Source organism: Kangiella geojedonensis (genome assembly GCF_000981765.1).
In the GTDB taxonomy this organism is placed as follows: Bacteria; Pseudomonadota; Gammaproteobacteria; order Enterobacterales; family Kangiellaceae; genus Kangiella; species Kangiella geojedonensis.
Genome location: NZ_CP010975.1, coordinates 1,581,995 through 1,596,877 on the forward strand (window position 1 = coordinate 1,581,995; position 14,883 = coordinate 1,596,877).

At 39.7% G+C, this 14,883-nt stretch carries 12 protein-coding genes; all 12 read right to left on the reverse strand.

Annotated features, from left to right (window positions below):
• Positions 1-15: 15 nt before the first annotated feature.
• On the reverse strand, positions 16-1,569 hold the full coding sequence (locus tag TQ33_RS07070) for a capsule biosynthesis protein (protein WP_046561431.1): 1,554 nt from the start codon (positions 1,567-1,569) through the stop codon (positions 16-18).
• A gap of 9 nt (positions 1,570-1,578) precedes the next feature.
• Positions 1,579-2,793: a hypothetical protein gene (locus TQ33_RS07075; RefSeq protein ID WP_046561432.1), complete on the reverse strand. Its 1,215-nt coding sequence runs from the start codon at positions 2,791-2,793 to the stop codon at positions 1,579-1,581.
• Positions 2,794-2,899: 106 nt separating this feature from the next.
• Positions 2,900-3,955 (reverse strand): pseudaminic acid synthase, encoded by a 1,056-nt coding sequence (gene pseI, locus TQ33_RS07080; protein ID WP_046561433.1) that lies wholly within the window; start codon positions 3,953-3,955, stop codon positions 2,900-2,902.
• Positions 3,948-4,592, reverse strand: a complete 645-nt coding sequence (locus tag TQ33_RS07085) for a formyltransferase family protein (RefSeq protein WP_046561434.1) — start codon at positions 4,590-4,592, stop codon at positions 3,948-3,950. Before TQ33_RS07085 ends, pseI begins: the two co-directional genes overlap by 8 nt.
• A complete protein-coding gene (gene pseG / locus TQ33_RS07090) occupies positions 4,582-5,697 on the reverse strand; it encodes a UDP-2,4-diacetamido-2,4,6-trideoxy-beta-L-altropyranose hydrolase (RefSeq protein ID WP_046561435.1) in 1,116 nt (371 codons plus the stop codon). Before pseG ends, TQ33_RS07085 begins: the two co-directional genes overlap by 11 nt.
• On the reverse strand, positions 5,694-6,380 hold the full coding sequence (gene pseF / locus TQ33_RS07095) for a pseudaminic acid cytidylyltransferase (protein WP_046561436.1): 687 nt from the start codon (positions 6,378-6,380) through the stop codon (positions 5,694-5,696). The genes pseG and pseF overlap by 4 nt, the downstream gene beginning before the upstream one ends.
• Positions 6,377-7,537 (reverse strand): UDP-4-amino-4,6-dideoxy-N-acetyl-beta-L-altrosamine transaminase, encoded by a 1,161-nt coding sequence (gene pseC / locus TQ33_RS07100; RefSeq protein ID WP_046561437.1) that lies wholly within the window; start codon positions 7,535-7,537, stop codon positions 6,377-6,379. Before pseC ends, pseF begins: the two co-directional genes overlap by 4 nt.
• 3 nt (positions 7,538-7,540) lie before the next feature.
• Positions 7,541-8,560, reverse strand: a complete 1,020-nt coding sequence (pseB, locus tag TQ33_RS07105) for a UDP-N-acetylglucosamine 4,6-dehydratase (inverting) (RefSeq protein ID WP_046561438.1) — start codon at positions 8,558-8,560, stop codon at positions 7,541-7,543.
• Positions 8,561-8,578: 18 nt separating this feature from the next.
• A complete protein-coding gene (locus TQ33_RS07110) occupies positions 8,579-9,529 on the reverse strand; it encodes a Wzz/FepE/Etk N-terminal domain-containing protein (RefSeq protein WP_046561439.1) in 951 nt (316 codons plus the stop codon).
• Positions 9,530-9,618: 89 nt separating this feature from the next.
• Positions 9,619-11,076 (reverse strand): capsule assembly Wzi family protein, encoded by a 1,458-nt coding sequence (locus tag TQ33_RS07115; RefSeq protein WP_046561440.1) that lies wholly within the window; start codon positions 11,074-11,076, stop codon positions 9,619-9,621.
• Between the two features lie 111 nt (positions 11,077-11,187).
• The gene (locus tag TQ33_RS07120; protein WP_052735237.1) at positions 11,188-13,896 is read right to left on the reverse strand and encodes an SLBB domain-containing protein; all 2,709 of its coding nucleotides are present in this window, start codon (positions 13,894-13,896) and stop codon (positions 11,188-11,190) included.
• Positions 13,893-14,702 (reverse strand): 3'(2'),5'-bisphosphate nucleotidase CysQ, encoded by an 810-nt coding sequence (gene cysQ / locus TQ33_RS07125; protein ID WP_084616942.1) that lies wholly within the window; start codon positions 14,700-14,702, stop codon positions 13,893-13,895. The genes TQ33_RS07120 and cysQ overlap by 4 nt, the downstream gene beginning before the upstream one ends.
• Positions 14,703-14,883: the final 181 nt, after the last annotated feature.

Genomic DNA, 14,883 nt, shown 5'->3' on the forward strand with positions numbered 1-14,883 from the left:
TTTAACCTATTTAACTTAACGATCACCGCGCTTGATTTTAGATCGAACATAATCAATAAACTTTAAGCTCTTCTTTCTTGATATATTAATGCTTGGGCCTAACTTTATACTTGGTTCATACTTGGTCAACTCCCTCCACTCTTTCGACCTTACTTTCTCTACCACCTTTAATTCAGCCTCGTCAGAGGCACCAAACTCTTTGTCGTACGCTTCTACAACTTCACTTTTAAACATATCAATTAAGACACGAGAATCTGCACCCTCATAATATGAGTAGTCTGTAGTTGTATTGGCAATAACATTATCAACATATTGAGGGAACCTTCTTGCCCTTAAATACATATACCTTAATGTCGACTGAATAATTTCGGTTTTAGTTTTAACTTTACCTGCCCACTCGGAACTTAAGTCGTCTTGATTAAGAAAAGTTTTTACGAACCCACAACTCATATATGGTGATGGACCTAAGCAAACAACCTCTTTGCCACATGCGCCCGCTTCTACTGCTGAAGAGCCACCGTTCATTATTACAATATCAGCTTGTTGTATAAGGTCATAAGTGCTTAACTTACTATCACTATTAATTACATGTACTCCACGACTGGCGGCCCATTCCGAGTAATGTTGCTGTGACTTTTCACCAGTTACAGCTCCAATATTCTCTGACCAGTTAGGGTGGCACCTGACAATTACTTGCTCTGGCTTAATATCAAACGCTTCCATATAATCCTCTAAGGCCTGAGTATTAGATTTCCACCCACTTTTCCATTCCGGGTGACCTGCAAATTCATTTTTGCTACTTGGAATGACCAGTATTTTTTTTCCCGGTGATGAAAGAGGCCATTTAGCAGGCTCAGGGTTAGCATTATATAATCGCCACTCTAACTTATTAGCCTGTAAAAACCTTTGTGCTAAATGTTTAGCAGCAAGCATTGACTGCTCGAAGGTTAGTGGCTTCGAGTCATATTCACGAACCAGCTTATCAACATGCCGTATCGATAAGCAGTTTGCTCCTGGATTTAACCTGAGCCCATCTCCAAACCAAGATCTTTCATGTGTAATAAAAGGAACGCTTAGCCTTTCACATGCAAAAGTTATAGCTCGAGTGGCATCCATACGGCCATTAAAGACTATCACAGCATCTAACTGGTTCTTTTGGATCCAGTCAACAGTGGACTCATAAACGACAGAGATGGGCTTAGACAGTTCCTTGATTGTTTGTTTAACTTCCTCTAAATCATAATCATCTTCACTTTCTGTTCTATGTAAAGTGCAGGCACTTGATAAGGCGAGCTCATTTAATGTTGAGTTCGATAAGGTACTACTATAACTATTGGCTATGCTTGAAATTTGTTTAACTGGATAACTTCTCACCCCACCTAAAATACACTTGCTACACTCTGAAACCTTTGATGACTGCTTTAGGGCCCTAGGATAACAACTCGATAGTGTAGCATCGCAGGTTAAAAAGTGTGTATTGTGTCCATCTTTCTTTAGTACTTCTGAAAGAAAGTATAGGTGCTCAACATGGGGCCTAAAAGCATAAATATTGACTAAGCCTACGTTCATAATATAAATTCACCCACTTGTTTTATCTGGATGTGTTCTCAATTTTAAATAAATTGATATTGCCATCAAAAAGTAACAAAAAACAAAAGCGCTCAAAATTCCAGTCATTAAAATGTGTAGAGATGCATAACGAAGATCAAAAACAAAAAGCAAAACCAAAATAAGTGTCGCGACACTTATTTGAAATACAAACAATATTTTCTTCTCGTCACTAGCAATACAAAAACCAGACATCAAGTCACTACCCTTTATTGCTGCTATCAGAATAAAAATAATTAGTGTATAAGTATCGGTAGTAAACCATGCTGGTGCAAACCAGTTCGTCAGAAAATAACCCACAAAGCTTATAAATACAATTTGCAGAGCAAATAAGTAAAAAGTAGAAACTAGAGTCTTTCCAAAGGCCAGTTTTTTATCTCTCATAACATCTAAAGTAATTGAACGTAGAAAGCGAGTATTAATTATCTGTTGCAAAGTTAAACCGACAATGATAATTAACGCGTAATATGAAAAATTAGAGAACTCACTTGTGTTCAATACAAAAGCTGCTGATAACCTATCTGAGTATTGTAATAACACAGCCATTAATGTTATTGGTATGTATTTGAGTGTTTCTTTAATAAATATTTTGGTTGGCCAAATAAAGTTTCGAAATAAAACTACTAATAATTTAATATTCAACAAAACTAATGCTAACAGCTCACCGTAAATTATGACCTCTTTCTTTTCCAAAATCAAAAAAGCAAATAAACCAGATGCAAGTATGAGTATATTTCTTATCAACAACCTGAGGCTGTACCCCATGAAGTCACCTGTGCTTTTTTGATATACGATATCCAGGAAAAAAATCAAATTTAGCGTTGAGTGGATTATCGCACCATATAACAAAATATAATTTTGCTGTTGAACTATAAAACTCGATAAAGCTAAAACTGCAATGCTTATTAGCCCGTTAATAATAATTGGGCTTTGAAACACTAGGACTAAATTTTTACTCTCATACTTTGACTCTTTATATTTTTGTACAAACTCTATATGTGAGCGAGTAACAATTCCAACACCAAGCAATAAAAACGTAACTCCAACAGCAATAAAGAAATAATTAATGTAAGCAAAGTCTTCAATCGGTAGAAGATGTGAATACAAAAATACTTTGCCAAAGGATATTAATGAAGCTAATCCTAGTAGCAGCGTATAAGCCCACGTTCTTATAATCTCCAACATTAAATAATTTATCTCAAATTATCGTTTATATTTACAAACTGAACAGCAAAATTTCTCAATCTTATAAAAATACTCAAGGTATGTCTGCCGTGTGCTATTTACAATTTTATAGTTGTACTAATATGTCCCAACCAACAGCCGTGGCACTCTTTACATCACACTTAACTTTCTTACCGATAACCTCATCTAAATATTTAGGCGCTAAACCAAACCCTGGCCTTACACTTCTTATAGCGTCTTCAGTGATGGTTTCACCAGCTTTTAGGTCTTTTACAAAATATAACGAGCGTCTGAATTTAACATTTCCTTGCTCACTTGATTTGCGACCGTAATTGACTTCACCCAAGGCTTGCCATGCAGTTTTCGTATCACGGCACAATGCTTCTAGTTCTAAGGGCTCTAGCGAGAAGCTGTCGTCAGGTCCTCCGCCACTACGGTCTAGTGTAAAGTGTTTTTCTATTATTGATGCACCTAACGCAACGCTAGTGATTGCAGTTGTATTATCTAAAGTATGATCTGATAAACCAGTAACTAGTCCATAGCGTTTCGCCATATCCTTAATGGTGCGTAAGTTATAGTCTGCAGCTGGAGCGGGATAACCGCTAACACAATGCAATATAGCTAGCTCTTTACATCCTCCTTCACGCGCAGCTTCTATTGCCTCTTGAATTTCTTCAGCATCAGCCATTCCCGTTGAAATAATCATCGGCTTGCCTGTGTTTGCGACATATTTAATCAAGGGTAAGTCTATTGCTTCAAACGAAGCAATTTTATAGGCTGGTGAATTAAGGTCTTCAAGTAAGTCTACGGCAGTTGTATCAAATGGAGAACTGAAAATAGTAATCCCTAACTTACGAGCATGCTCAAACAATGGTTTATGCCATTCCCATGGGGTATGAGCCCACTCGTACAGTTCATATAAATTGCGTCCTGCCCACAAACCATCAGTAATCATAAAATCTGGTAAATTACTGTCCAGAGTTATGGTGTCAGGACGATAGGTTTGAATTTTGACGGCATCTGCACCTGCTTTTTTTGCTTCCTCTATAATACGAAAGCCCTTATTTATGTCTCCGTTATGATTCGCTGACATCTCTGCTATTATATAAGGAGCAAAGCCCTCCCCAATCACTCGACCATCAATAGTTAGTGTTTTACTCATCAACTTTCTCCAACTTAATTATATACTTCCTACCTCTTAGTTTAAAAAATGCAGGAAATCTATTTGGATCACACACACGAATGCAATCGAACTGCTCAGCAATAGTCCTATTGGGATCAACTTGGCTATCTGCTGGCGTTCTTTTAGGGTAATAGGTAGCTGCGAATTGCTTACTTTGTTCTTGAGGTTCTACTGTAGAAAACTCTCTTATGGCAAACTCCATAAGCTCAATCTCTACTTTAAAAAGACTTTCGTTAATTTCATCCCATAATGCATTGCTAGATACTTTGAAGCTAACCTTCTTCCAGATTCGCCCGCTATCAACTTTGTCTTCAGCTTCGAGTAGGCTCACAGTAATGTCTTCGTTGCCTTCTAGAATTTGCCAAATATGAGGGCTCCAACCTCTACCCTTTGGTAAGTCACTTGCATGTATCACAAGGCTAGCTTTATATTTATTACGTTCTGCTTTGGTAATTAGCTCTGAACACGAAATCAAGAATAATATATCTCCACCAGATAACTTGTCTTTTCTTCTCACAAGCTCAATCGAATGGTTAGCAGATCTTTGCTCGATCCACTCTAGCAAATAAGCATTGATAGGATGCTTTTCATCACTACATAACACACTAATACGCATATTTTTTTCCGAATAACTGCTTTATAACTCTGCTGGTTCCTGAACCATCACAAATACTTTTAGCCTGAAAGCTCAGTTGAATTACTTGTTTTGGCTTTAGACTCTTCTCGACTAGTATAGAAGTATGCTCAATGCGATTTTTATCAACGGCCACAGCAGCACCAGCGTATTCTAGTTCATTCGCTATTTTTCTTTGATTTTCAGCAATGACAATCATTATAGTTGGCAATCCTAAACAACACCTCTCCCAAGATGTTGCTCCAGCGGCACCTATAGCTAAGTCACTGTTAGCCATCAACTCTGCCATATTGTTAACTCCAACCTTGACCTCTGTTTGCCAAGGCATTTTATGAGCTTGTGCTATAACAGCTTCTATATGAGGTGCTGTAGCACCCATAACAACTGTGAACTCAGTGTCTGCAGGTAAGTCGGAATCAGCTATGTTCAATAAGATTTTACTGGTGATGTTATCATTATCAACGCCACCTAAATTAATCAAAATATTCTTGATAGTACCAGCTTTAGCTTTTCTTCTTGCTAGACTGAAGTTTCGCCATTCGGTAAATTCTGAGCGCAATAAAGCATATTGTGCACCACAAAGCAATTCACATTTCTCTGGGACCAGACCTGTATAATCTGAAACCTCTCGGCCGTACGTTTGATCTAGCAAAATATCGCATAAATGATGTCTGTCAGCCAAATCATCAATGACCATCAGTTTGTTGTAGTATGGTCTTAACAATTTTTGCCACGTTGCATCTAGTGCATAATGATCAACTATCAGCCAGTGGGGATTAATGGACTTTAAAATTCGCTGACATTCAGCAGCATCTTCTTCCTGAGTAGCGCCCAACCAAGAGCTGTGGGCTAATTCTTGATCACCTTTTTTATTACCAGTCCTTTCTGAGTTTTTATCAAGCTCTCTAAGACTATGCACAATGTGCCCCTGTGTCTCAACAAATTCTATAAGGTTGCCATTGTGTTCACGGCAAATAAACTGACAGGCTCCACCTCTTTCTCGCAAAGCATTAGCCAAAGTGAGGCAGCGCATAACATGACCTGAGCCCATTTGTGTAGAGGCATCAACACGGAAAACAACTTTCATTTTTGCATTGCTTTATATAAATACTCTGCTCGCTCCCAGTCTTCAGGAGTATCAATATCCTGGACACGATGACGAGGTAGAAAAACGGGCCTAGACGATGAACCAAATATAACTTTTTCAGCCAACCAAGCTTCCGTTGTTCCCCAGTAAAACTGACCTGCATCGTGATAGGCTTCTTCTAGGTCCTGAGAGCGAGTATTAAAGTGCTCTGGATGGAACATTTCAAGACCTGACTTTTTATCAACTCTTAAGGCTCTCTGAATTGGGAATGCATAACTTGTTACAGTGAATGCATATTCAACTCCAGATTGAGTCACCTCTATTAATCCCCGTTGGATATCCTCTGCTTCAACAAAGGGAGCCGTTGCGTAAAGGCAGCAAACAAGGCTTGGATGTTGCTCGTTATCTGCAAGCCATTCAATTGCCTGTTTAATAACTGGGATTGTGCCTGTGTAGTCATCGGACAAACTTTTAGGGCGCATAAAAGGTACTTCTGCCCCATATTGCTTGGCTACCTCTGCTATTTCGCTGTCATCCGTCGATACGATAATACGTTCGAAGCACTGACTCTTTCTTGCAGCTTCAATCGACCAAGCAATCATTGGTTTGTCAAAAAACTCTTTGATGTTTTTGCGCGGGATACGTTTACTACCACCACGAGCAGGAATAACAGCTACCCTCATTGAGTTAACACCTTGGTCAAGACCTCCACGACCTTATCCTGTTGTTGCTCTGTCATCTTCGGGAACATTGGAAGGCTAATTGCTTCGGAGTAATATTGCTCTGCGTTCGGGAAGTCACCCTGCTTGAACCCCATGTGCTTGTAATATGGCTGAGTATGTACAGGGATATAGTGTACATTAACACCAATACCGTTATCTCGAAGCTGCTCGAAAACCTCGAGGTGTGACTTATTGAGCTTGTCTAATTGTAGGCGGATCACATAAAGGTGTAATCCAGAGTAGCTGTCTTCATGCTGCCAAGGTAAGGTAATAGGAAGCTTATCTAGTAACTTATCGTAACGTTTAGCTAACACATGCCGTTTCGCAACGAACTTATCAAGGCGTAGCATTTGACTAAGGCCTAATGCGGCCTGAAGCTCTGTCATACGATAGTTATATCCCAGTTCAACCTGTTGATAATACCAAGGACCGTCGGGCTCATGCGTCATTTTCTCTATTTCACGAGTTACACCATGACTACGGTATAGGTTCATTTTCTCAGCTAATGAATCATTGTTTGTAAGCGCCAAGCCACCTTCTGCTGTAGTAATGATCTTTACTGGATGAAAACTGAAGATAGTTATATCACTAAAACGGCAATTTCCAATAAACTCACTTTTGTATTTGCCACCAACAGCATGGGAGGCATCTTCAATAACCTTGAAACCATACTTTTTAGAAAGCTTACGAATAGCCTGCATATCACAAGGTTGACCGCATAGATGAACAGCAACAAGCACCTTTGGCAGAGTTCCTTTACGTTCTGCTTGAACAAGCTTAGCCTCAAGCTCTTTCGGACAAAGGTTATAAGTTTTGGGATCAATGTCAACAAAGTCAACTTTAGCACCACAATATAAACCACAGTTAGCTGATGCAACAAATGTGATCGGCGTTGTCCAAAGCCAACCCCCTTCCGCTAGCCCTAAAGCCAAGCAGGCAATATGTAAAGCACTGGTCGCACTATTAACCGCTAAGGCATGCTTAGCGCCCACATGGCTTGCAACAGCTTGCTCAAATGCTGGGACCTTGGGTCCTTGGGTCAAGAAGTCTGACTTTAAAACGTCAACAACCGAATCGATATCTTGCTGACTGATATCTTGTTTGCCGTATGGAATCACGATTTAATCCTGTACTTTAAAGTTTCTATCCACATGCTCTACTATTAACTGTCTTAAGCTATCGACCGACTCCCACTCTTCGTTTGTACCTGAGTTGTATTTAAAACCAAATGGAACCTTCACAGCTTTGTGGTGTTTCAGGAACTCTTCTTCGGTATAAGTGAATGATACGGAAGGTAGAATCGCGTAGTAGTCACCTAAATCAATTGTGTTCAATGAATCGGTGTCTGTGATCATTTCTTCGTGCAACTTTTCGCCTGGGCGAATACCAACAACTTTTGTTTCGCAATTAGGTGCAACTGCTTTGGCAACATCCAAAATTCGATACGATGGAATCTTAGGCACGAAAATCTCACCTCCAAGGTGGTTTTCCAGTGCATACATCACCATGTTAACACCGTCTTGTAGCGAAATATTAAAACGAGTCATCTCTTCGTGTGTGATTGGCAACACTCCTTCTTCGCGTTTTTTCAAAAAGAAAGGAATGACAGATCCTCTCGACCCCATCACATTTCCATAACGAACAACACTGAAGCATATGTCTTTTGAGCCTCGAATATTATTTGCTGCTGCAAATAACTTATCTGATGCTAACTTGGTCGCACCATATAAATTAATTGGCGCACATGCTTTATCGGTAGATAGAGCTACAACATCATTGACTCCACACTGCAGAGCCGCTTGGATAACATTTTCCGCACCGTCGATATTCGTCCTAATACACTCAGTTGGGTTATATTCAGCTGTATCAACCTGCTTAATTGCAGCAGCATGGATAATCACATCCACACCCTCACAGGCCTGAATTATGCGGTTTTGATCGCGAACATCCCCAATAAAAAAACGTAACTGAGGATAATCTTGCGTTGGGTACTGTTGCTTAAGTTCGAACTGCTTTAATTCATCCCGTGAGAATATAATAATTTTTTTTACATCACTGTAGCGTTCAAGGATAGTTTTAATAAATTGCTTACCAAAAGATCCTGTTCCGCCTGTTATCAATACTGTCTTATCATTTAACACAAGTTTAATTCCTCAATCTTAGTCTTTTTGATAGAATGCCTTCAGCATTATAATTAATGTACTGAAAATACTTCCTAGCAAAATGCCGAGAATAACAATTATAGACCTTTTCGGTTTATCCTTTTCTTCTGGCACTTTTGCCACACTTACAGCTTTAAATACATACTCATCAGAAACCTGTGCAAGCATTTTCGATTTGTGTTGCTCTTGTATTAACTCACTAAACATTGCTCTTAGCTCTGCATAGGATGTACTTTTGAATTGCTCTTCAAGATATTGAATATTTTGGTTGGCTTCTTCTAAAGCTCGATCTTTCATCAATTTGTTGATATCTTCAGTAAGCATGTCTACCCACTCTTTTGCAATTTCTGGAGAGTAGTGTGTGACCGACACGCTAACTAAACCGGTATCTTTATCCTGACTGATAGACAATCGTTCTTTGAATTCCTCGAATAATTCCCAACTACTAGGCTCCACAGTTTTGCCTTTAGGTGCCTCACGGACCCAGGTTTCAGTTGCTTCATTATAAAGATCATCATCTATGATCAGCTTTTTCTTAGATTGGTCCCACCCTTTAGCCGCAAACAATTCAACTGCAATATTATGTTTATTAATAAATTCTTCTGCGAACCCCCAGCTTTTCATGATTTCCATTGCTATGACAGCATCTGATGATTCACCAGCACCCAAGTTAATCCCAGCCATTGAAGCAAGACCGCCAAACTGTCCTGCTAGAGATGCTAATTTCCCACCGGAGCCACTTTCATTAGGCTGCAAAACTGCTGTTGCTTTATATTCATTAGGAAGGTAAAGCGCGTACCCAACGGATGCAATGGCAAAAATGAAAGTTACTCCAATAATGACCCACTTTCCTTTCCAGAGAATAGAAAAAAGTTCACGTAAGTCGATTTCGTCTTCGTGATAAGGCAACTGAGTTTGATTTAATTGTTGATTGTTTTCACTTTTCATAATTTTCTAATTTCATATAGAGATTGCTTCGGCCTAAAGGCCTCACAATGACGATTGTTAGGCGGCTTGGTTAAACTAACATTCACAACTCATAACTCCATTGTCCATGAAAGTCCTACATTATATTTATCAGTTTCATCTCCTGATACTTCAAAAGCTTTATCTTGATAGTCAATGGAAGCCGATAATAGACCGTGCTTAAAAGGTTTTTGGTATTTAAGCGAAAGCCTGTTGAAGTTAAGTTCATGGGTCGCAATAGTATGCTTATCTCCGACACCACCTTTATTCATGTTAACTTTTGAAACTGATATTTTATAACGAGTACCTGATATTGTTGATGCAAGTAACCCCAATGCTAGACTTTCAGTATCTGCGTCGTATGTAGAACCAATACTTCTGCCTTCTGAGCGGTAACCTGTTCGATATATCCCGTGCTCATAAGTTACGTTTTGTGCGTACTCATTTTCGGTATCAGCATACTCAATATAAGTAGTAACGAGTGTATCGCTTATAACAAAATTATTTTTATAACCTAGTTGATAAAGTTTTCTAGAGGGGGCGTACCCTGCTTCATCTTCACCAACCAGCTGCCCGTAAATTGAACCAACATATTTTTTAGTAGGCACTCTCCAATAAAAGTCTACTCCTGCTAATTGGTTGCCAGCTTCATTAGAGTTGAGGCGATCATCACAACCATCTTCAATTTGATCACAGTTGGTTCGACCTATTGCAAGGTCAACTAAACTTGATAATGATTCAGGTCTTCCCTCGCCTCCCCATTGTGCAGTTCTTCTTAAGCCTATCTCTAATGACTCAAAGGGTTTGAAAGTTATCGACATGCCAAGTAACTTTGCATGAGGAATAAAACGGTCACTTTCTAGCTGACCAGCAAAAGCTGAGACAGACCAAGGACCAATCCAAGATAACCAGTTACTTTCAAAAGGCTCGGCATAATTACGTTGGACTGACAGTGCAGGTACTGGGCGTGCATTATTGCTAAGAATTAACGAACTATCCCAACCTGGGCCATACCACCGTTCTTGAGCGCCTGCAGATAAGATCCAGTTGCCCCAAATAGCTGCAAGGTAACTCTTATCTAACCGCTCTTCTTCTCCATCAAAAGGATCATAAGCTTTTGTTGCTTCGATATTCCATGCAAAACTTTTGCTCATACCTGTGTTACGCGAAGATATTTCTGCCTTTTCTCGACGGTTATCACCAAAGTGTCGTAATACCTTGCCTTCATTTCCCGCTTTAAGTGATAGTTCACTGCGTGTATCTGTTGAAGTCTCTATTCTTGCCTTTCTTTTGACACGCATTAATGCTGGGACTAAAGGTTCTGGCACTTGGTCCAACTCTGCATTATCAATATCTTTAACGATACGAGCCCAAGGAAGAGGCCAAGTTGTAATTGGCGTATTTATAACGCCGTGAGCAGATAATGCTTCAATGTCAGCTCTTAACCACACGTCACTCGTATCTAGCCAAGGCTCTGCCTTAACTATCGACCCGCTTAGTATTAATAATGCTATTAGAGTTTTTTTCATAATGTTTTATTCGATATTTTGAAGCTGATTGAGGTTACTACGTTACATTCGCATGATGTAGTAAATCTAGCTACCCATAGGATGAGCCAAGACACAGCCAGGATCTAGATCTTAGAAGCTATTAACCGCAGCCGCACCTAGAGCTAACTGATAAACAATCTGGCTGACCTTACTCCAAAGCTCTAAGCCATCAACACGTGAGGTGTCTAGTGGTACTACTATAGTATCTCCTGGTTCAATCTCGCTATCATTATGGCTTAGCCATGATGATTGGTTTGGTAGAACTACTGAGCCATCGGCTTTTACTATATAAATAGCATCGGAGTTCGCGGTATCTTTTTCGCCACCACTACGGTCTATATAATCTTGATAATCAAATTTCTCGCTGTAAAGATGTGATGTAGCGACTTGCACCTCACCAACAACAGTAACTTCTTGTCGGAAACTTGGCACAATTAATTTGTCACCAGACTTTAGAATTATGTCTTCACTGTTATCGGCCAATATTGAATCAATATCTATAACAAGACGTCCTGTAGCCTCTGTCGAGCTCAATATGTTTAGCAATGATTGTGCAGATTCAATGTCTGCTGATTTGCCGATGTTAGTATCTTCTAGTTCGGAAATTGCTATATCCTGACGAAGCTTAGCTTGGAGTTGCTCTAATTTCTTCTGTTCGTGTTGACGAAGAGTTTTTCGTGAAAATACTGTTGCTTTAGGATGAGCATACTTTGTAAAGCCCCCAACACGATTGATTAGTTGGCTTAGAGTTTCCCCTCGAGCAACTCGATATCTGCCTGGGTAGCGCACTTCGCCTGTAACATCCACATAGATTTCTTCAGTAATATTTGGAGAAACCTTTATATTTACCTCATCAAAAGGTGACAGGGTTGCACCAGATTCCCCCAGAAAGACTTCCTGCAAACTAATGCCTTTATGTCTAATATTTACCCCACCATCTACGGAGAAGGTGCGAGTGGTCACTTCTGCATTTGCTAAATATGCAACCTCTGTTAGCCCACCAGCTAACTGGATCAGCTGCAAGACACTCATATTTTTTTGGTATGGATATTGACCAGGAAACTTTACCCCTCCGCTAATCTTTACAAGTTTAGCTACACTTTGATTAGATGCTTGAGACCTAAGCTGGGCGATAAACTTAGAAAGTGGTTCATTCCGAATTTCCTGCTTGATCTGCGCAAGCTTTAATTCATCAAACTCTACGCTTTCAGAATTAAGTACACGACCTTCTAGATCTTCTTTTTGTTTTTTTCTTTGGATTTTACTTTCCAATCCTGCGTAGCCACCAATATTCGTTGTCAACTCATCTTTATTTGTAATTGACTCTAACTCTTTTTGGAAACTCGCTCTTTCTAATTGAGCCGTTTTTGCGCGCTCCAAATATAAACTAATATCTTTTTCGGTAATTTGGTTTGATAAGACAATCACTTTATCGCGGGAGTGTAATTTAAACTCATTATCTCCAGCCCATATAGTTCGCAAGTTCACAATATATGGCTCTATATTGCCAAGAGCATCCGTTTCTCTGAACACAATCACAGCATCGATGTTTGCATGAGGCCTGAGTTTTAATTCGCTCTTTAAGACATCACTAAGCTTTAATCCTTTTGTCCACTTTATTAAACCTGGACGATAGACATGACCAATTAACTCAATTACATTTTCTTCCCTTTCCACGGCTGGGAAGATTTTTAATAAATCACCACTCTTAATTTTTGTATTAAGCCCAGTCCCTGTGTTTAGATTTAGATCTACCACTGTTTGTTGTCCTGACTTACTGACCCTTTCTATTCGCGCATCACTTTTATAAGCGTTAGGTAAAAGCCCACCCGCAAGATCAATAAGCTCACTAACCGTCTTCTCACCTTTTAGCTCGTAAGTTGCAGGTCTTACAACTTCTCCCGCGACTGATGCCACCTTCTTAACCGAAGGAATGAAGATAACATCACCAGACTGTAATCGTTGATCATTACTAGTGTCCCCTCTTAACAATAAGTCGTATAAATCAACAGTCGAAATAACCTTTCCATTGCGTTTAAGCTGGATGTTTCTCAAAGAGCCTATACCTGTTAGACCACCACTCACATATAAAGCGTTCATAACAGTAGATAATGAAGAAACAGTGTAAGCGCCAGGCTTGAATGACTCTCCAAGAAGGAAAATTTGTATTGAGCGCAATTCACCGAGACTTACATTTGATTGAACCCCAATGTATTGTTCACTAATTCGCTGGTTCAGGGACTGCTTTAACTCGGTATACGATAACCCTGCAACATTTATTGGACCAAGTTGAGGAAACTGGATTGTTCCGTCTCGTTCAACCGTTAATTCATAGCTATTGTTCTCTTTTCCGAAAAGTTGAACTTTAACGGTGTCACCAGGCCCCACGATGTAGTTAGAAGGTACTGGAATATTGCTAACTGGAGTGTACGTTGTTGGTACACCCGCAAATAAATCGTAGCCAAATTTTTTCAGCTCACGCTCTACTTTTGGTAGCTTTTCTTGCTCTTCTTTTTCTTTTATTTCTTTGTCGCTATTTTGTTGACGAGGAAAGTCCGCAAGCTCTCTAGGCATTACAGAACCCGCTGACTGGGTATCTTGACTAGCACTGGAACTTTGTTGCTTTAGTGAAGCGCACATAGAGTCAACATCATAACCAGCGGCTCGTGCCATTTGTCTTTGTTGCTCAGTTGCATTTTGACAAAGCTGTTTTGCCTGTGACAAATCGTTGGCAGCACTGTCGTTAACCATAGCCAGTGTAAGAATGCTTAAAAACAAGCCAAGAGTTTTTTTCATCATAGTTGTGGGCCTTGTACTATAAAGTAAGGGTTTAGCAATGACTCTTTAATGTTATACATTAATTCGTTGTGTTTTTCATAAGTGACACACTTGCCACCTGCAGCCAGTAATATCGCGTGGGCAGCGGCAGTGTCCCATTCTGAAGTAGGTCCTAGTCTTGGGTAGAGGTCAGCTTTGCCTTCCGCCACTAAGCATATTTTCAACGAGCTACCCACTGGTACAAGTTCATAATCTTTAAATTTAGTTAGATAGGACTGCATTTCACCCGACTGATGTGAGCGACTACTAACGATTCGAATTGGTTTATGCACTTGCGACGAAACTGATATAGGCTCTTTGTTATGTCCCAGCTGTTTCCAAGCTCCTAAGCTCTTACCATTTGCGCCTATACCTCCGAAATAAATAATTTCATTTACCGGGGCATAAACCACGCCAAAGATGGGTTTGCCATTCGAAACTAAAGCAATATTAACTGTGAACTCACCATTTCTCTTAATAAATTCTTTTGTACCGTCTAGCGGATCTATAAGCCAGTAATGCTCCCACGACTGACGCTCAGTCCATGGAATATCAGCTGATTCTTCAGATAAAATAGGAATGGATGGGGTTAGTTTCTTTAAAGCATTAACGATACAGCTATGCGAAGCGAGATCTGCTTCAGTCAAAGGGGAGTGATCAGACTTTTCCTGTACATTAAAATCTTTTCCATAGATTGACATGGCCGATTGGCCTGCCTCAACAGCTATATTGTTAACGTCACGAATTAAATCGTCGTTTAGTAGTCTACTTTCCATCCAATTATCCATGATTATCTCTATTTCTCCGTCACCCAGACACGCTACCGCCCGTGGGTTTTGGCTCCCAAAGTGCCTATCTTATTGTTTTTATTTATAATATTTTTGCTAGCTCACGCCTAAGCGAGCGTCATTATATAGGCTTTACACTCGTCTCGAAACCTTCAAAAGTAATATTATGTTCTTTTTATGA